Source organism: Kocuria sp. KSNUG (assembly GCF_049532735.1).
GTDB classification, from domain to species: Bacteria; Actinomycetota; Actinomycetes; order Actinomycetales; family Micrococcaceae; genus Kocuria; species Kocuria rhizophila.
In genome coordinates, this window is the sequence record NZ_CP150981.1 from 1,031,335 (window position 1) to 1,048,972 (window position 17,638).

Below are 17,638 nucleotides of genomic sequence, written 5' to 3' on the forward strand. Positions count from 1 at the left end.
CGCACCTGCCCGCCCCGGCAGGGCCCACGACGCCGCACGGCGGACTCACAGCGTGCCGTGCACCACCTCGCCGCCGACCACCGTGGCGGTCACCCGCAGGTCCCGGATGGTCGCGGGGTCCACCGTGTAGATGTCGTCGGAGAGCACCGCGAAGTCCGCGAGCATCCCCGGCACCAGCCGCCCCTTCTCGTGCTCCTGGTGGGAGGCGTACGCGCTGCCCACGGTGTAGGCGTGCACCGCCTCGGCCACCGTCACGCGCTCCTCCGGCACGAACGGGGTGCCCGAGGACGTGCGCCGGTTGACCATGTCGTGGATGTTGGCCAGCGGCGGGTAGTCCACCACGGGCGCGTCCGTGGAGGCGGGAACCACCATCCCGGCATCCAGCAGGGACCGCATGCGGTAGCAGAACCGGGTGCGCGGCTCGCCCATGGCCCGGGCGATGCCGTCCCCGAGCTCGCTCACGAACCGGCCCTGGGGTACGGGGACCACCCCGAGCCGGGCCGCCCGGGCCACCTGCTCGTCGCTCGCCACGCCGAAGTGCTCGATGCGGTGGCGGCAGTCCTCGCGGGGGAACTGCCGCTGCGCCGCCTCGAGCACGTCCAGGACCACGTCCACGGCCCCGTCCCCGATCGCGTGCACGGCGAGCTGCCAGCCGTTCGTGTGCGCCGCCGTCAGCCGTTCCTCGAGCCACTCCCGCGGGAACTGCAGGTACCCCGCATTGGCGACGCCGGCCTCGGTGTCCGCCGCGTAGTCCTCGGTCATGAACGCGGAACGGCCGATGAGCGAACCGTCCGCGAGCACCTTGACCGCGCCGATGCGCAGCCGCTCGTCCCCCAGCCCCGTGCGCAGCCCCAGGTCCAGGCCGAAGGGCCGGTCCGCGAGGGTTCCGCGCGCACCGGCCGCGCCCGCGGGAGGGAGCCCAGCGGCGTCGTCACCGCGGGCGTCCCCGGCGTTCGGCGCGTCTGGCGCGTCCGGTGCGCCCATCGGGTGCAGCGTGGTCAAGTACGGCATGACGGTGGCTCTCACGCCCAGCCGCCCCTGCTCCCGCGCGAGCTGGTACGCGGCGAGGTCCAAGACGGACTGCCCGAGGTGCTCGGGCGCGCCCAGCCCGGGTTCCGTGACGGACGTGATCCCGGCGGCCAGGGCGACGTCGCTCGCGGCCCCGATCTGCTCGGCCACCTGCGCGGCGGTCTTGGGCGGCATGGCCCCGGAGACCAGGCCGCGCGCCGTCTCCTCGAGCAGACCGACGGCTGCCCCGTGCTCGTCGAGCGGCACGCTGCCGCCCTCGGGGACGGTGAACCCGGTGCGCCCGGGGTACCCGGCGGCCTCGAACGCGGCCGTGTTGACCACGGCCATGTGCCGGGAGTTGTGCCACAGCCACACGGGGTTCTCCGGCGCCACGGCGTCCAGCTCCTCGGCCGTGGGGTGGGAGCCGCCCAGGTGGTTCTGGTCGTAGCCCTGCCCCAGGACCCACTCGCCCGGCGCGGCATGCCGCGCGGCGGCGGCCACGGCGTCGAGCAGCTCGGCCAGGGTCGGGACGGTCGTCGGCCGCAGGTCCACCTGCACGAGGGCCTCGCCCAGCATGGTGAGGTGGCAGTGGGCGTCGTGGAAACCGGGGACCACGGTGGCTGCGCCCAGGTCCACCGCGCGCGCGAAGAGCTCCGGCGCGAGCTCGTCGTCCAGGCTCACCACCCGGCCGTGGTGGACCCCCAGCGCCCGGGCCACGGGGTGCTCAGGGTCCTGGGTGTGGATGGTGCCGTTCGTGAAGATGACGTCGAGGGCCATGGGTGCCGTCCTGCTTCCGGTCGGTTCGGGCCACGCGTGCCCGCTGCGTGCCGCGCGGGCCGGTCCACGATCCGCGGGCAGGGGCCCATCGTCTCGCGGGCCGTGGCCCCTGTCACGCCCTGTGCCCTGCGCCGCGACACGCCGCGGGGCGCCGCGGCGGGGGAGGGCGCGGCACGCGGTCCATCCCGGGGCGCAGACGTCCCCGGCGGTCCGTCACGACGGCGCACCGTCACCCCGGGCACCCCGTGTGACGCTAACCTCGTGGGCAACGCAGTGCGCTGCCGGTTGCGCATGCCGGGAGCCGGGCGGAACACGACCGCCGCGGACGCACATCATCTCGCACCCAGGAGAATCCATGCCCTTCGACCCCCAGGCGCCGGCCACCGGCCCCCTGCCCGTCTACAAGGAGAGGGGGGACCAGGGGTACAAGAAGTCCCTCGGCAACTTCCAGATCCAGATGATCGGCATCGGCGGTGCGATCGGCGTGGGCCTGTTCCTGGGCATCGGAGAGCGCCTGGCCACCGCCGGTCCCGCGCTGATCCTGTCCTACCTGGTGGTCTCCACCGTGGTGTACCTGCTCATGCGGGCGCTCGGGGAGCTAGTGATCCACCGCCCCACCACGGGCGCGTGGGTCTCCTACGCCCGTGAGTTCGTGGGCAACCGGTTCGCGTTCATGACCGGGTGGATCTACGTGGCGCTCTCCGCTGTGGCCGGCGTGGGTGAGATCGCGGCGCTCGCCGTGTACGTGCAGTTCTGGTGGCCCGAGATCCCGGGCTGGATCCCCTCCCTGGTGGCGGCCATGACCATTGTGGGCTGCAACCTGCTGAGCGTGCGGCTCTACGGGTTCATCGAGACGTGGGCCGCGGCCATCAAGGTGCTCGCCATCCTGCTGTTCCTGGGCGCGGGCATCATCCTGGTGGTGGCCGGTGACATCTTCAACGCCCCCACCGCCGCGTCCGTGTCCAACCTGTGGAACCAGGGCTTCGCGCCCAACGGCGTGCTGCAGCTCGTGGTCGTGATGACCGGCGTGGTGTTCTCCTTCTCGGCCATCGAGATCGTGGGGGTCTCCGCCGGCGAGGCCAAGGACCCCGAGGAGTCGATGCCCAAGGCCATCAACTCCGTGGTGCTGCGCATCGCCATCTTCTACATCGGCTCCATCCTGGTGCTGTCCATGCTGCTGCCCACGTCCGAGTACTCGGGCGAGGAGTCCCCGTTCGTCACCGCGCTGTCCTCGCTCAACATCCCGGCGCTCGCGGGCATCATGAACTTCGTGGTGCTCACCGCGGCGATCTCCGGTGTGAACGCCACGCTGTACGCGAGCGTTCGGCTGCTGCGCAACCTGGCCGCCCACGGGCAGGCCCCGGAGGTCATGTCCAAGGTCTCCAGCCGCGGCGTCCCCTCCGGAGCCCTGCTGTGCATCTTCGTCTTCGACCTGTTCGGGATCGTGATGATCTACGCACTGGGGGCCGCGGACGCGTTCGAAGTGGTGCTGAGCGCGTGCTCCGTGTTCGTGCTCTTCGGGTGGATCTCGATCTTCATCTCCCACCTGGGCTACAAGCGCCAGGTGGAGCGCGGCCAGGTGGCGCCGGTGCACTTCAAGATGCCGGGCGCACCCGTGACCAACTACGTGTGCCTCACGTTCCTGGTGGTGCTGTCCCTCTACATCATGTTCGACTTCAGCAACCCGCACTGGTACTACAGCCTGATGGCCGGCGTGCTGATCCTGGTGGCCACCACCGTGGGCTACGAGTTCTCCAAGCGCCACGTGGCCAAGAAGGGCCTGCCGGAGCTGAAGACCACCGGCGACGACGAGGACCACGTGGCCGCCGAGCCCGGCGAGAACGAGGTGCGCTGAGCGGCGTCGTCCGCTGCGCGCGCCGCGGAACGTGATCGCGCTCATGGGCACTATGGTGGGGCACCGGAAGAAACGGCCTGGCCCACTACGGAGGAACCCATGGACAACGTGAACAACCTGCCGTCCGCAACCGTGGACGAGATCCCCGCGGGCGCTGCCGTGCTGGACGTGCGCGAGCAGAACGAGTGGGACGCGGGGCACATCGAGGGCGCGCAGCACCTGCCGCTGTCCGAGCTCGCGGAGCGCTCCGAGGAGGTCCCGCTGGACCAGGACGTCTACGTGATCTGCCGCTCCGGCGGCCGCTCGCTGCGCGCCACCGCGTACCTCGCGCAGTACGGCTACGACCCCGTGAACGTGCTGGGCGGCATGGGCGCGTGGGCGGACGCCGGCAAGCCCATCGTGTCCGAGACCGGGGAAGCGGCGCGCGTTCTGTGAACGCCGCTGTCTCCGGCGTGGCCCCGGGTCCGGTGGACCCGGGGCCACGCGCCCGTCGGTACGCGTTCCTGGGCCCGGTGGGCACGTTCACCGAGGCGGCCCTGCTCCAGGTCCCGGGCGCCGACGCCGCCGAGCGGACTCCCATGAACTCGGTGCCCGCCGCGCTGGCCGCCGTTCGTGAGGAACGCGTGGACGCCGCCGTGGTGCCGATCGAGAACTCGGTGGAGGGCGGCGTGACCGCCACGCTGGACGACGTCTCCTTCGGTGCCGAGCTGCGGATCCTGCGGGAGATCGTGGTTCCCATCCGGTTCTCGCTCGTGGCCCCGCCCGGCACCGGGCTGGCGGACGTCCGCACCGTGTCCACCCACACGGTGGCGTGGGCGCAGATCCGCCGCTGGGTCGAGGAGAACATGCCGGACGTGGCATACGTACCGGCGCCCTCCACCGCCGCGGCCGCCGTGGCCATGCTGGACGGTGCAGGCGGCGTGAGCACCAGGGGTCTCGGCTACGACGCCGCCGTGTGCTCACCCGTGGTCGTCTCCGCCCACCCGGAGCTGCACGTGCTGGCCGAGGACATCGGGGACAACAAGCAGGCCGTGACCCGCTTCGTGCTGGTGGCCCGCCCGGACGCCCGGATGCCCGCACCCACGGGCGCGGACAAGACCTCCCTGGTGGTGCCGCTGTGGCAGGACCGCCCCGGGGCGCTGCTCGACATCCTCGAACAGTTCGCCACCCGCGGGGTCAACCTCACGCGCATCGAGTCCCGCCCCGCCAAGACCCACCTGGGCGACTACTTCTTCTCCGTGGACATCGACGGGCACATCCAGGACGACCGGGTGGCCGACGCCCTCATGGGCGTCCGCCGGATCTGTCCCCGCACCCGTTTTCTCGGGTCCTACCCCCGGGCTGACCAGCTCGTGGTCCCCGTGGCCTCGCACCACAGCGACGCCGCATTCGTCCAGGCCCGTTCGTGGGTCGACAACCTGAAAGGACAGTGACGTCCATGGAGATCGAGGGCTGGAGCCAGACGCTGACAGCGGGCCCCCTCCTACTCATTGCAGCGGCGGCCATCGCGGTGCTGCTGGTGCTCATCATCAAGTTCCGGGTGCACGCGTTCCTGGCTCTGATCATCATCTCGGCCCTCACCGCCTTCGTCACGGGCATCCCCACCGACCAGGTGGTCCCCGTGATGCTCTACGGTTTCGGCAACACCCTGGCCAACGTGGCGCTGCTCGTGGGCCTGGGCGCCATGCTCGGACGGCTGCTCGAGACCTCGGGCGGCGCGCAGGTGCTCGCGGACAAGCTCATCGGGATCTTCGGTGAGAAGCGGGCGCCGTTCGCGCTGGGAGTCACCTCCCTGCTCTTCGGCTTCCCCATCTTCTTCGACGCCGGCCTGGTGGTCATGCTGCCCGTGGTCTTCTCGGTCGCACGACGGCTGGGCGGCAGCGTGCTCACGTACGCCCTGCCCGCCGTGGGTGCGTTCTCCGTGATGCACGTGTTCCTGCCGCCCCACCCGGGGCCGGTCACCGCGGCCACGTTCTTCGAGGCGAACGTGGGCTACATCATCCTGGTGGGCCTGGTGTGCGCGATCCCCGCGTGGTACCTGTCCTCCTACTTGTTCGGCAAGATCATGGGTCGGCGCATCAACCTCCCCGTGCCCACCATCCTGGGCCGTGCCGAGGACGTGGCGAACCCGCCCGCCGTGGGCACCGTGGTGGGCATCCTGCTGCTGCCCATGCTGCTGATCTTCCTCAACACCGGACTGGGCACCCTGGCCAAGTCCGGGGCCGTGTCCGAGGAGACGGCGTCGCAGACCTGGTTCCAGCTGCTGCGCGCGATCGGTGAGACCCCGATCGCCCTGACCCTGACCCTGATCGTCGCGGCCCTGGCCATCGGCAGGGCCCGCGGCCTCAGCGGCTCCGCGATCGAGAAGACCTTCGAGTCCGCCCTGGGCCCGGTCTGCTCCGTCATCCTCATCACCGGCGCCGGCGGCATGTTCGGCGGCGTGCTGCGCACCTCCGGGATCGGGGACGCCCTCGAGGACGTTCTCTCGGACCTGGGCATCCCCGTGATCCTCGCCGGGTTCCTGATCGCCGCCGTGATGCGCGTGGCGCAGGGCTCCGCGACCGTGGCGCTGACCACGGCGGCAGGGTTGATCGCCCCCGCCGTGCTGGCCGCGGACTACAACGAGGTCCAGCTGGCCGCCATGGTGGTGGCCGTGGCCGCCGGTTCCGTGGTGCTCTCCCACGTCAACGACTCCGGGTTCTGGCTGGTGGGCCGCTTCCTGGAGATGGACGTGCGCACCACGTTCAAGACCTGGACCGTGCTGGAGACCATCATCGGCGTGGTGGGCTTCACCGTGGCCGCGGTGATCTTCGTCCTCGCAGGGGCCGTCTGAGGCCCCGCCCCGCCTGCTGGAGGCGCCCCGGCTCGCAGTGAACCGTTGCGAGCCGGGGCGCTCTGCGCTGCGGGGCACGTCCGTTGTCCGGGCTCGTCCCGCGCCGGGGTGGGACGAGCCGTGCAGAGCATCGGTGCTCCGTGGTCCCGGTGCCCGCCCGGACGGGCCGGGAGCCGCTCAGATGCTGGAGGAGCCCCGCTGACGGATGCCGGCGTCGTCGGCCTGGGACGGTGGGACGCGCACCTTGAGCGAGCGGTGGTCGATGGTGGTCTCGAAGGCCTTGACGTCCCCCAGGGGATCGCCGTCCACCTCGGACTCGATGGGCTCGTGGAACTCCACCCGCACGGTCTTGCCGCTGAAGTAGTTGATCACCGGCGGCTCGTGGCGGTGCTGCAGGACCACCTTGGCCACCATGCGCATCCACCCCACCACGGAGCGCGGGGTCATGACCACGAGGTCCAGCAGGCCGTCGTCCAGCCTGGCGCTGGGCGCCAGCACGATCCCTGCCGTGAGCTCCCCGCAGTTGCAGATCATGACGGAGCGCACCAGGCGTGAGACCCACGGGCCGCCGTCCAGGCTGAAACGGGCCCACCGGGGGCCGCTGAACAGGTGGCGCGCTCCCGCCTCCGCGTACGCGGCCCAGCCCACGAGGTCCTTGAGGTTGTCCTTGGTGTCGGCCATGATCTGCGCGTCGAAGCCCGCGCCGCCCATCACCAGGAAACGGTGGTCCTCGGTGCGGCCGTCAGCGGTCTCCAGGTGCATGACCACGGTGTCGATGGACCTCTCCGAGCCGAACAGGGCCACGTCCACGGAGTGGTGCGGATCCGCGAGGTCCGCCTCGAGATTGCGGGCCAGCAGGTTGCCCGTGCCCAGCGGCACCAGACCCAGGGGGACGTCGCCGCCGGCGAGGGACTCGCCCACCGCGCGGATGGTGCCGTCACCGCCCGCGGCCAGCACGACGTCGGCGCCCTTCTCCACCGCGCGGCGCGCCATGGAGAAGCCGGGATCGTCCGCCTCGGTCTCGTAGAACACGGGATCCGCCCAGCCCGCCTTGCGGCACGCGATGATGACCGAGTCCCGGGCGACGTCGGCAAGGGCCTTGATGGGGTTGACCACGACGGCCACTCGCTGGGGTTCCCACGGATGATCCTGCACGGACACCTTTTCCTGGATCGGTTGAGAAGGGGGTGGAGACGGTAGCGGCCAGTCTACGGTGGCGGGGCCGCCGTGGCGGTCCGGGACGCTGTATCGCGCCCCCGAGCATCCGTTGGATACCCTGGACGGGTGATCGACATCAACGAGCTGCGCGCCGACCCTGACACCTACCGTGCCTCCCAGACCGCCCGCGAGGCGGACCCGGGGCTCGTGGACCGCATCCTCGAGGCGGACTCCCGGCGCCGCAGCGCGATCACCGAGTTCGAGTCCCTGCGCGCCGAGCAGAACGCGTTCGGCAAGAAGGTGGCCAAGGCCCAGGGGGAGGAGAAGCAGCAGCTGCTGGCGCAGGTCAAGCAGCTGGCCGCGGACGTGAAGGCCGCCCAGGCCGCCGCGGAGGAGGCCCAGGCCACGCAGCAGGAGCTCGTGGCCCAGTTCCCCAACCTGATCGTGGAGGGCATCCCCTCCGGCGGCGAGGACGACTTCGTGCAGCTGCGCACCGAGGGCACGCCCCGGGACTTCGCGGCCGAGGGCTTCGAGCCGCGCGACCACCTGGCCATCGGCGAGCTGCTGGACGGCATCGACATGGAGCGCGGCGCCAAGGTCTCGGGCTCCCGGTTCTACTTCCTCAAGCGGGACGTCGCCCGGCTGGAGACCGCGCTGCTGATGGCCGCGCAGGACCTCGCCCTGGACAACGGGTTCATCCCCATGACCACGCCCAACCTGGTGCGCCCCGCCGTGATGAACGGCACGGGCTTCGACGTGGAGCACGACGACGAGATCTACCGCGTGGGCAAGGACGACCTCTACCTGGTGGGCACCTCCGAGGTGGCCCTGGCCGGCTACCACGCGGACGAGATCCTGGACCTCTCGGACGGACCGCTGCGCTACGCCGGGTGGTCCTCGTGCTACCGCCGTGAGGCCGGTTCCGCGGGCAAGGACACCCGCGGGATCATCCGCGTGCACCAGTTCAACAAGCTGGAGATGTTCGTCTACTGCCACCCCGAGGACGCCGCCGCGGAGCACGAGCGGCTGCTCGCGTGGGAGGAGCAGATGCTGCAGGCGTGCGGGCTCGCGTACCGCGTGATCGACACCGCCGCAGGTGACCTGGGCACGTCCGCCGCCCGCAAGTTCGACTGCGAGGCGTGGATCCCCACCCAGGGGAAGTACCGCGAGCTGACCTCCACCTCCAACTGCACCACGTACCAGGCCCGCCGCCTCAACATCCGTGAGCGGCTGCCCGAGACCACGGACTCCAGTGGAAAGGCCAAGAAGGGCGGCACCCGCGCGGTCGCCACCCTCAACGGCACGCTGGCCACCACCCGCTGGCTCGTGGCCCTGCTCGAGACCCACCAGCAGGCGGACGGCTCCGTGACGGTGCCCGAGATCCTGCGGCCCTACCTGCGCGGCCAGGAGGTCCTGCGCCCGGTCGCCTGACCGGTCACCTCTCCGGACCCGTCGACGACGCCGCCCGCCCACCGTGCCCACGCGCGGCGAGCGGGCGGCGTCGTGCGTGGCGGTCCGGGCCGGACTTCACTCCCGCGTCACCCGGGCGTCCACCGGCGGACATGCCCCCGTGCTCATGTGACACCATGACTCTCATGACTGATATCCAGGCCGGCACCGATGACCGGCGCACCGACGACCGCGCGACGAGCGCCGCGGACGCGTTCGCGCCCATGAAGATCCAGACCCCGCGTTCCAGCTCCTGGACCAGGGAGGACGGCGTCCAGTACCTCGTGGCGCTGGACGTGGACGGCACGCTCGTGGACCACGACGGACACATGTCCCGCGGCGTCAAGGACGCCCTGCGGGCCGTGGTGGGCGCCGGGCACCACGTGGTGATCTCCACGGGCCGCTCCATGGGCGCCACCCTGCCGGTGATCCGGCAGGGGCACATCGAGTCCGGTTTCGCCGTGTGCTCCAACGGCGGAGTGACCCTGCGCCTGGATCCCGAGCTGCCCGAGCACTACGAGGTCACCGACCGCGTGAGCTTCGACCCCGCCAACGCCCTGAAGGCACTGGCCAGCAAGCTGCCCACCGCCAAGTTCGCGCTCGAAGGCGCGGACGGGCGGTTCTACTCCACGGAGCGCTTCCAGGATGCCTCCTTCGGCATCGAGGCCGTGGGCGTGGACATCCACGAGCTCGCCGAGATCCCGGCGGTGCGCCTGGTGGTCTACAGCGCCACGGAGGCCCCCGGGGACTTCGCGGACGCGATCGAGCGGGCCGGTCTGCACGGCGTCGCCTACTCCGTGGGCTGGTCCTCGTGGCTGGACGTGGCCGCGAACGGCGTCTCCAAGGCCAGCGCCCTGGAGCAGATCCGCGAGCAGCTGGGCGTGGACCCCGCCCACACCGTGGCCATGGGGGACGGCCGCAACGACATCGAGATGCTGCAGTGGGCCGCGCGCGGCGTGGCCATGGGCCAGGCACCGGACGAGGTGGCCGAGGTCAGCCGCGAGGTCACGGGCAGCGTCTACGACGACGGCGCGGCGGCCGTCCTGCGCACCCTGCTCTGAGGTTCACGCCCACCGGCGCGGGACACGACCTGTGAAACCTCATGGAACTGCGATACTGAGACCGTGTTCGTCCTGACCCTGACCCAGCGCGTGGCGGACGCATCCCGCCCGGATCCCGACACGGACCGCGAGGTGTGTCGGCGGCTCAGCGCGTTGCCCACCCGCGCACCGTTCCAGCCCTCGGCCCCGGGCGTGGTTCGCGGCCTCACGGAGGACCCGCGGGCTGCCGTGGACGCCGCCATGACCGGGCTGCGGGACAGGGCCTACGCCGTGGGCATCGGGGTGGGGGACGTGTACCTCACGCGCGTGGACCAGCCGGACGGCCGGGTGGCCGTCACCGCGGAGGGCCCGGGCATGGGCTTCGGGCACCACGCCGCCCAGCACACCCGCAGCACCGACCGCGTGGCCGTGCGTGTGAGTGCGGCGGACCCGGAGGCCGCGGCGCAGGCGGAGGCCGTGCTGCGGATCGTGGGCCACATCGTGGCCGTGCGCAGCGAGGCCGAGTGGCGCGTGGTGGACCTCATGGTCCCCGGTGCGCGCGGTCAGCAGAAGGCCGCCGCGGAGCAGCTGGGCATCACCCCGCAGGCGGTGTCCAAGGCCGTGGTGCGCTCCCTGTGGAACGAGGAGTGGCGGGCCCGCCCCGCGGCGGCCACCCTGTTGCAGCTGTGCGAGACCCCGGGGTCGTCCGAGATATAGCGCCCTGGGCCAAGAGCCCACGATCCCACCCCCGGTGACGACCGAGCCCCGGTTCTCACCACCAGGTGTCCACGGAGTGTCCGGCCCCCGTCAGGTCCGCCTCCAGCACGGGCAGGCACTCGGCGGGCAACCGCAGAGAACCGGCCACGTCCCGGGCGTCGAAGTAGCCCGTGAGCCACGAGAACGCGGGGTGCTCCTGCGCCAGTGCCTCGCAGCGGGCCACCACGGTCGGGACGTCCTCCTCGGGAGGGAACACCCAGAAGGACTCGAGGTCGGTCAGCTGGAACAGTCCGATCCCGTGGTGCCGTGACCCGGCCACGTTTTGTGCCTGCGCCGGGGGCCCGGAAGGTGCGGGCTGGCCCCAGGTCTGGGACGGACTGCGCACCCACCCGCCCGACGCCGCCGGGCCCAGGGCGGGGGCCAGCGGGTCCAGTTCCCAGCGCGGTGCGCCCGCGAGCCAGTCCGGAGTGGTGGGTGGGAACAGGGGCGCCTGCGGTGACTCCGGCCACCGGTCCCGCCAGGTGGCGAAGCTGCCCGCCTCGATCCGGTCCCAGAACGGTTCGGCACCCAGGACCACGGAGACCTCGGCCACGGTGCTGCGCTCCCGCGACCACGGGACGGGCCCGGTGTCACCGGGCAGCTGAGCGGCCTCCGAGGTGAACGGCCGGGAGGCGATGTCCGGGTGCGCGGTGGGTGAGAGCAGCGGCGCGGCGCCGGCCGCGGAGAGCAGGGTGCGGACCCTGTCCATCAGGTGCTCCGGTCCGAGCACCTGGGTGGAGTCCGTGCCGTGGAAGACGTAGACGCGCGCGGCGCTCGCGTCCTGCGGGTCGTGCACGGTCACCTCCGGGGTGCGCAACGGGTGTGCGGTGGGCGCCACCGCCGCGGGAAAGCTTCGTCGGGGACCATCGCGCCACCGGCTGCTCCAGGTGGCGCCGCGACGGTCCAGGATCATCCGACCACGGCCCGGTGACACGCATAAGGGGCCGGGAGACGACGGGGTCCCCGCAGCCGGAGCGCTCCGGCGGCGGGGACCCCTCGGAGTCCTGGGGGAATCAGCCGTCCTGCTCGGCCTCCGCGGCGGAGTCGTACTGCGACTGCTCGAAGCGCTGCTGGGCCTCGACGATGAGACGCTCGGCGGTCTCCTTGCCCTCCCAGCCCTCGCCCTTGACCCACTTGTTGGGCTCCAGGTCCTTGTAGCGCTCGAAGAAGTGCTGGATCTCCTTCTGGCGGAACTCGTTGACGTCCTCCAGGCCCTGGATCTCGTCGTAGCGCTTGTCGGTGGACACGCACAGCACCTTGGCGTCCCCGCCGGCCTCGTCCGTCATGTTGAACACGGCGATCGGGCGGGCCTCCACGATCACGCCGGGCATGATGTCCACGTCCATGATGACCATGGCGTCCAGGGGGTCGCCGTCCTCGCCCAGGGTGTCCTCGAAGTAGCCGTAGTGCGTGGGGTACTGCATGGAGGTGAAGAGCACGCGGTCCAGGCGGATCCGGCCGGTCTCGTGGTCGATCTCGTACTTCACGCGAGAGCCGCGGGGGATCTCGATGGTGACGTCCAGCTCCATGGTGACACTCCTTGAGTCGTGATGATGTGAGCCGGGCAGCTCGCTCACCCGGCGCCCATGACGCAATCGGTCCGTGGGCAGATGCCTCCCACGATACCGGCCGCGGCCGTCACGGTCCCACCGGCCGCCCGCCGCGGGGCCCGGGAACCGGGCGGCGCGTTGTCCCCGTCGGAGCGGTGCAGAACAATGGGGCCATGCCATCTCCCTCCCGGCGCTCGCCGGCCGCCCGCCTCCCGTGGGTGCTCGTGTGCGTGCTGCTCGCGCTCGCCGTGGCGGTGGCGGGTGTGCTCGCGGTCCCCGCGATCGCGGGCGAGCTCGCCCCCGCGGCCCAGTGGCGGCAGAGCCACGCGGAGCTCGAGGCCGGCGCCTCGCAGGCGTCCTCCTCCGGATCGGCGGGCCACGACGCCGCCGGTGGACAGGCAGGGACCGGAACCTCGAGCGCGTCCAGCGGTGCGGCGGACGCGGGGTCCCGCGCGGCGTCGTCGTCCGGGGACGCCGCCGCTCCCGCGCCCCTGGACCCCGCCGAGGTGGAGCGCGCGCTGCACGAGGGGCTTGACGGGGCGCCGGGCACCGCCGCGGCCACCGTGAAGGAGGCTGGTCAGGACACCGCGCTCGCGGGGCAGTCACCCGACAAGCCCATGGTCCCGGCCTCCAACCAGAAGGTGCTCACGGCCCTGAGCGTGGCCGAGCACGTGGCGCCCCAGGAGCGGCTGGCCACCACCGTGGTCGCGGGCGAGGAGCCCGGGGAGCTCACGCTCGTGGCGGGCGGGGACACGCTGCTCGCCCCCGGCGCCGGGGACCCCGAGGCCGTCAACGGCCACGCCGGGCTGGGCACGCTGGCCCGGCGTACCGCCGAGGCCCTGCGCCAGGAGTCACCGGAAGGTGTCCCGGGGCCGGTGACCGTCACGGTGGACACCACCCTGTTCACGGGACCGGACCGCAACCCCGCGTGGGAGGACGAGGACGTGGCCTCCGGGGAGATCACGCGGGTCTCCCCGATCGCCCTGTACTCGCACCGTGTGCCCGCACGGGACGGCACGGATCCGGGGGCCGCGGGAGAGCGGCCCGAGGATCCCGCGGTGGCTGCCCTCGACGAGTTCGCGCGCCAGCTGCAGGCCGAGCTCGGCGACGCCGCCCGGGTCACCGCGCGCGGCCAGGCCGCTGCGCCCGCTGAGGCCCGGGAGCTCGCCCGCGTGGAGTCCGCGCCCGTGCACGAGCAGAGCGCGTACATGCTCGCGCACTCGGACAACTCGCTCGCGGAGACGCTGGCCCGTGTGGCCGCTGGGCGCTCCGGGCGGGAGGCCGGCGTGGCCGGGGTCCAGGACTTGCTGCCGGCCACCCTCAGGGAGCACGGGATCGACGCCACCGGCCTGCACGTCCTGGACGCCAGCGGCATGGCACCGGGGAACAGGGTCACCCCCACCACGCTGGGGGGCGCCCTGGACACGCTGCTCACCGAGCCGCACTTCGCCCCGTACGCCCGCGGTCTTCCGGTGGCCGGGGGCACCGGCACGCTCTCGGAGCGCTTCGACGATCCGCAGGAGGCAGCCGCCCGCGGCGTCTCGCGTGCCAAGACGGGCACGCTGCTGGACGTGGTGGCACTGACCGGATACGTGCAGCGGGAGGACGGGCGCGTGCTGGTGTACTCCGTGGTGCTCAACGGCGTCACGGGGAGCACGGACGAGGCCAAGGACCACGTGGACCGCACGGTCGCGGAGCTCGCGCGGACCGGGTGACTCCGGGTCGCACGCAAGGTCGTGCGGGACGGCCGACCCGGGCGTGCCGGCGTGGTGCGCTCCCTCCGTTCGGCGGTCTGCGGCGGGTGACTTCCCACCGAGCACGTCAGCCCGGTGTGGTTGAGTGAGCGCATGAGCCGAGAACTGACCCGCCGCTCGCTGGTGGACTGGGACGCCGCCGCCCAGATCGCCGCCAAGGTGACCCCCGCAGGACCCACCCCCTCCCCGCGGGAGATGTCCAGAGCCGTGGAGTCCCTGCGCTACTTCGCACACGAGTCCGTGCACCACGTGCACACCATCACGGGACTGGACGCGGCCGAGAACCTGCGGGACTCCACGGTGCTCGTGGTGGACCGGGCGGGGTGGTCCAAGGCCAACACGCAGACGTTCTCCGTGCTCCTGCAGCCGGTCTTCGACAGGCTCCGCAGCAAGGACCCGGCCAAGTTCGACGCCGCCGGACGCGGTATGGCACCCACGGCCGCCGCCGCGGAGATGGGTGCGCTGGTGGGCTTCCTGTCCTCCAAGGTGCTGGGGCAGTACGACCCGTACGCGGGTCTCGTGTCCGAGCAGGCGGCCCGCTCCCACCCGGGCGGGCGGCTCATGTTCGTGGCCCCCAACGTGCTGTGGACCGAGCAGGAGCTCAACGTCTCCCCGGAGGACTTCCGGCTGTGGGTGTGCCTGCACGAGCAGACGCACCGGGTGCAGTTCGCGGCCGCGCCGTGGCTGCGGGACCACATGCTGGGCCAGATCTCCCAGCTGGGCTCGCTGGATGCGACCGCGTGGCAGAGACTGCGTTCCGTGGGCGCCTCGCTCGCGGGCCGCTCCAAGGACCCCCGCCCGGACGCGGGACTCGGTCCCATGACCCACCTGCTCACGGACGCCGAGCGCGCCACCCTGTCCCACGTGACCGCGGTGATGTCCCTGCTGGAGGGGCACGCGAACGCGGTCATGGACGCGGTGGACGCGAGCATCGTGCCCTCGGTGAAGACCATCCGGCGCCGTTTCGACTCCCGCTCCTCCACGCACGGCGCCCTGGACCGCCTGGTGCGCTCCCTGCTGGGCATGGACGCCAAGATGCGCCAGTACAGCAACGGCCAGAAGTTCGTGGAGCACGTCGTGCAGCGCGTGGGGATGGAGCAGTTCAACACGGTGTGGAGTTCCCCCCAGACGCTGCCCACCGAGGCCGAGATCCACGACCCGCAGGCCTGGATGCGGCGGGTTCTCGGCTGAGACCCGGTTCCACACCCGGGGGCAGTGCCCAGGTCGGGTGTGCCAAGATGAGCCCGTGAGCTCTGAAAACATCAATCAGCAGATTCGGCTGTACGGTCAGCCGCTGTCAGAGCGTTTTGGCGCCGTGGTGGGGGCCTACGGCATTACGCAGCGCAGACTGGCACAGGTCCTGGGCCTGTCCGCGCCCATGCTCTCCCAACTCATCAGCGGCAGACGCATCAAGATCGGAAATCCGGCCGTCTACGAACGGCTGGTCATGCTCGAGGACAGCACGGGGGCCTCGGACCTCGAGGCGGTCCTCACCAGGGTGGAGGCATCGCAGCCGGTGCTCTCCACGTCCCAGATCCGCACGGGGATCACCAAGGACACGGATGCCGTGGCCGCGCTGGCCGGCGTGGTGCCGGCGGGGGAGCTGGAACGCGCCCTGGTGATGCTCGGGGACAGCACCCCGGTGCTCTCCAAGGTGCTGGTCATGGCCGAGGAGTGCGCCCGGCGCACCGGCACCACCCAGGACTGAACGCGTGCAGCAGGGACGCACCGGGCGCTTGAACCCCGCGGTGGCACGGGCACGGCGCGCGGTGCAACGCACCGTGGACTCCGCGCTCGGCCCGCAGGCGGGGGACGGCACCGCCCTGCCCCTGGTGCTCGTGGGCTGCAGTGGCGGCGCGGACTCCCTCGCCCTCGCGGCGGCCACCGCCCACCTGCTGCGCCGGGGAAGGCTGCGGGTGGGGGCCGTGGTGGTGGACCACCAGCTGCAGGAGGGCTCGGCGGAGGTGGCCTCACGGACGGCGGCCACGCTGCGGGGCATGGGTCTGGACCCGGTCCACGTGCAGTGCGTGCATGTGACCCGCACCGGCACCGGTCCGGAGATGGCCGCGCGCCTCGCCCGGTACGAGGCGTTCCGTGCCGTGGCCGAGCGCACGGGCGCGGCCGCGGTGCTGCTCGGCCACACCCGCGACGACCAGTCGGAGACCGTGCTGCTGGGTCTCACCCGGGGGTCGGGCACGCGCTCGCTCTCGGGCATGCCCGCGAGCCTTGTCCGGGACGGTGTGCTCTACCTTCGTCCGCTGCTCAACGTCACCCGTGCGGAGACCGAGACCGTGTGCGAGGCGGAGGGTCTGCAGCCCTGGCTCGATCCCAGCAACGCGGACACGGCCCTCACCCGGTCCCGGATCCGCCACGAGGTCCTCCCGTTCCTGGAGTCGCAGCTGGGTCCCGGCGTGGCGCGCGCCCTGGCCCGCACCGCGTCCGTCCTGGGGGCGGACGCCGACTACCTCGAGGCGCAGGCCGCCGCCGCGTACGACGACGCCGTGGTGCCCACGCGATCCCAGGGCCACCGGGCGTCGTCGTCCGTCATGCTCGACGGCGCGGTGCTCCAGCAGATGCCGGCCGCGCTGCGGCGTCGTGTGCTGGCCCGGGCGTGCGTGGACGCGGGTGGGGAGACCCCCACGTTCGAGCGGCTGGGCGCGCTGGAGGACTTCGCCCTGGGCTACGGCGCCGCCGGGCCCGTGCAGATGGCGGGTAAAGTGGCCGCGTGGCGGCACCGCTCGGACGCGGACCACGCGCGGGGGTGCCTGGAGCTGCGCGGGGAGCCCACCCCGGCGGCTCAGCAGACATCGTCCACCCAGAACAACCCCGGGAGCGCCCAGTGAAGGCCGAACACGTCAAGGACGACCTCAGCGGCGTCCTGTTCACCAAGGAACAGATCGCCGAGAAGGTCCGCGACCTCGCCCAGCAGATCGACCGCGACTACGAGGGACGGGACGTCCTGCTGGTGGGTGTGCTCAAGGGTGCGGTGCCGATCATGGCGGACCTCATGCGCGAGCTCGACGGCCAGTACCCCATGGACTGGATGGCGGTGTCCTCCTACGGTTCCGGGACCAAGTCCTCCGGCGTGGTGCGCATCCTCAAGGACCTGGACACGGACCTGCACGGCAAGGACGTGCTGATCGTGGAGGACGTCATCGACTCCGGGCTCACGCTGTCCTGGCTGCGGACCAACCTGGAGTCCCGCGGCACCAGGTCCGTGGAAATCTGCGCGCTGCTGCGCAAGCCGGACGCCATGAAGACCAGCGTGGACGTCCGCTACGTGGGCTGGGACATCCCCAACGAGTTCGTGGTGGGCTACGGCCTCGACTTCGCGGAGAAGTACCGGAACCTGGACTGCATCGCCACGCTCTCGCCGCACGTCTACGAGTGAGTGGGCGGCGCACACCCGGTCCAGGGAGCGCCCGCGCGTCTCCCAGAGAACACCGGGACGGCGCGTG

16 protein-coding genes are annotated in these 17,638 nt (G+C 72.0%); 12 read left to right on the forward strand and 4 right to left on the reverse strand.

The annotated features are described in order from the left end of the window. Positions 1-45: 45 nt before the first annotated feature. Positions 46-1,785, reverse strand: coding sequence for an amidohydrolase (locus tag AABM36_RS04475; protein WP_423447533.1), 1,740 nt, complete (start codon positions 1,783-1,785; stop codon positions 46-48). Positions 1,786-2,140: 355 nt separating this feature from the next. On the opposite strand from AABM36_RS04475, the gene AABM36_RS04480 reads away from it, so the two are divergent. The 4 genes from AABM36_RS04480 to AABM36_RS04495 all read left to right on the forward strand — a co-directional run bounded on the left by AABM36_RS04480 (position 2,141) and on the right by AABM36_RS04495 (position 6,473). Then, positions 2,141-3,640, forward strand: a complete 1,500-nt coding sequence (locus AABM36_RS04480; protein WP_423447535.1) for an amino acid permease — start codon at positions 2,141-2,143, stop codon at positions 3,638-3,640. 99 nt (positions 3,641-3,739) lie between these two features. Continuing rightward, entirely contained in the window at positions 3,740-4,075 is a 336-nt protein-coding gene (locus AABM36_RS04485) for a rhodanese-like domain-containing protein (RefSeq protein ID WP_423447536.1), read from the forward strand. Then, entirely contained in the window at positions 4,072-5,073 is a 1,002-nt protein-coding gene (pheA, locus tag AABM36_RS04490) for a prephenate dehydratase (protein ID WP_423447538.1), read from the forward strand. The genes AABM36_RS04485 and pheA overlap by 4 nt, the downstream gene beginning before the upstream one ends. Before the next feature lie 5 nt (positions 5,074-5,078). Then, positions 5,079-6,473, forward strand: a complete 1,395-nt coding sequence (locus tag AABM36_RS04495) for a GntP family permease (RefSeq protein WP_423447540.1) — start codon at positions 5,079-5,081, stop codon at positions 6,471-6,473. A gap of 177 nt (positions 6,474-6,650) precedes the next feature. On the opposite strand, the gene AABM36_RS04500 is transcribed toward AABM36_RS04495, so the two are convergent. Further along, positions 6,651-7,628 (reverse strand): diacylglycerol/lipid kinase family protein, encoded by a 978-nt coding sequence (locus tag AABM36_RS04500; RefSeq protein WP_423447542.1) that lies wholly within the window; start codon positions 7,626-7,628, stop codon positions 6,651-6,653. A 129-nt stretch (positions 7,629-7,757) separates the two neighbouring features. On the opposite strand from AABM36_RS04500, the gene serS reads away from it, so the two are divergent. The 3 genes from serS to AABM36_RS04515 all read left to right on the forward strand — a co-directional run bounded on the left by serS (position 7,758) and on the right by AABM36_RS04515 (position 10,837). Then, positions 7,758-9,062: a serine--tRNA ligase gene (serS, locus tag AABM36_RS04505; protein ID WP_423447544.1), complete on the forward strand. Its 1,305-nt coding sequence runs from the start codon at positions 7,758-7,760 to the stop codon at positions 9,060-9,062. A gap of 164 nt (positions 9,063-9,226) precedes the next feature. Then, complete coding sequence (locus AABM36_RS04510) at positions 9,227-10,141, forward strand: HAD family hydrolase (RefSeq protein WP_423447545.1); 915 nt, start codon at positions 9,227-9,229, stop codon at positions 10,139-10,141. A 63-nt stretch (positions 10,142-10,204) separates the two neighbouring features. Continuing rightward, on the forward strand, positions 10,205-10,837 hold the full coding sequence (locus tag AABM36_RS04515; protein WP_423447547.1) for a hypothetical protein: 633 nt from the start codon (positions 10,205-10,207) through the stop codon (positions 10,835-10,837). 55 nt (positions 10,838-10,892) lie between these two features. Here AABM36_RS04515 and AABM36_RS04520 read toward each other — a convergent pair whose 3' ends face one another. Together AABM36_RS04520 and AABM36_RS04525 are read right to left on the reverse strand one after the other, a co-directional pair. Further along, positions 10,893-11,672, reverse strand: a complete 780-nt coding sequence (locus AABM36_RS04520; RefSeq protein WP_423447548.1) for a hypothetical protein — start codon at positions 11,670-11,672, stop codon at positions 10,893-10,895. 217 nt (positions 11,673-11,889) lie between these two features. Continuing rightward, a complete protein-coding gene (locus AABM36_RS04525; protein WP_019310557.1) occupies positions 11,890-12,405 on the reverse strand; it encodes an inorganic diphosphatase in 516 nt (171 codons plus the stop codon). A gap of 194 nt (positions 12,406-12,599) precedes the next feature. Here AABM36_RS04525 and dacB point away from each other — a divergent pair, with 194 nt between their 5' ends. The 5 genes from dacB to hpt all read left to right on the forward strand — a co-directional run bounded on the left by dacB (position 12,600) and on the right by hpt (position 17,571). Then, positions 12,600-14,141 (forward strand): D-alanyl-D-alanine carboxypeptidase/D-alanyl-D-alanine endopeptidase, encoded by a 1,542-nt coding sequence (dacB, locus tag AABM36_RS04530; protein WP_423447550.1) that lies wholly within the window; start codon positions 12,600-12,602, stop codon positions 14,139-14,141. A 132-nt stretch (positions 14,142-14,273) separates the two neighbouring features. Then, positions 14,274-15,371 carry a zinc-dependent metalloprotease gene (locus tag AABM36_RS04535; protein WP_423447552.1) on the forward strand — a complete coding sequence of 366 codons (1,098 nt, stop codon included), beginning with the start codon at positions 14,274-14,276 and terminating at the stop codon, positions 15,369-15,371. Between the two features lie 55 nt (positions 15,372-15,426). After that, positions 15,427-15,888 carry a DNA-binding protein gene (locus AABM36_RS04540; protein ID WP_191873276.1) on the forward strand — a complete coding sequence of 154 codons (462 nt, stop codon included), beginning with the start codon at positions 15,427-15,429 and terminating at the stop codon, positions 15,886-15,888. Between the two features lie 4 nt (positions 15,889-15,892). Next, the gene (gene tilS, locus AABM36_RS04545; RefSeq protein ID WP_423447554.1) at positions 15,893-17,023 is read left to right on the forward strand and encodes a tRNA lysidine(34) synthetase TilS; all 1,131 of its coding nucleotides are present in this window, start codon (positions 15,893-15,895) and stop codon (positions 17,021-17,023) included. After that, positions 17,020-17,571: a hypoxanthine phosphoribosyltransferase gene (gene hpt, locus AABM36_RS04550; protein WP_191873287.1), complete on the forward strand. Its 552-nt coding sequence runs from the start codon at positions 17,020-17,022 to the stop codon at positions 17,569-17,571. The genes tilS and hpt overlap by 4 nt, the downstream gene beginning before the upstream one ends. Positions 17,572-17,638 lie beyond the last annotated feature (67 nt).

What these genes read in the sequence shown, in the direction of transcription:
- AABM36_RS04475 (WP_423447533.1), bottom strand. Translation starts at nt 1,785, where the DNA reads ATGGCCCTCGACGTCATCTTCACGAACGGCACCATCCACACCCAGGAC.
- AABM36_RS04480 (WP_423447535.1), top strand. Translation starts at nt 2,141, where the DNA reads ATGCCCTTCGACCCCCAGGCGCCGGCCACCGGCCCCCTGCCCGTCTAC.
- AABM36_RS04485 (WP_423447536.1), top strand. Translation starts at nt 3,740, where the DNA reads ATGGACAACGTGAACAACCTGCCGTCCGCAACCGTGGACGAGATCCCC.
- AABM36_RS04495 (WP_423447540.1), top strand. Translation starts at nt 5,079, where the DNA reads ATGGAGATCGAGGGCTGGAGCCAGACGCTGACAGCGGGCCCCCTCCTA.
- AABM36_RS04510 (WP_423447545.1), top strand. Translation starts at nt 9,227, where the DNA reads ATGACTGATATCCAGGCCGGCACCGATGACCGGCGCACCGACGACCGC.
- AABM36_RS04525 (WP_019310557.1), bottom strand. Translation starts at nt 12,405, where the DNA reads ATGGAGCTGGACGTCACCATCGAGATCCCCCGCGGCTCTCGCGTGAAG.
- dacB (WP_423447550.1), top strand. Translation starts at nt 12,600, where the DNA reads ATGCCATCTCCCTCCCGGCGCTCGCCGGCCGCCCGCCTCCCGTGGGTG.
- AABM36_RS04535 (WP_423447552.1), top strand. Translation starts at nt 14,274, where the DNA reads ATGAGCCGAGAACTGACCCGCCGCTCGCTGGTGGACTGGGACGCCGCC.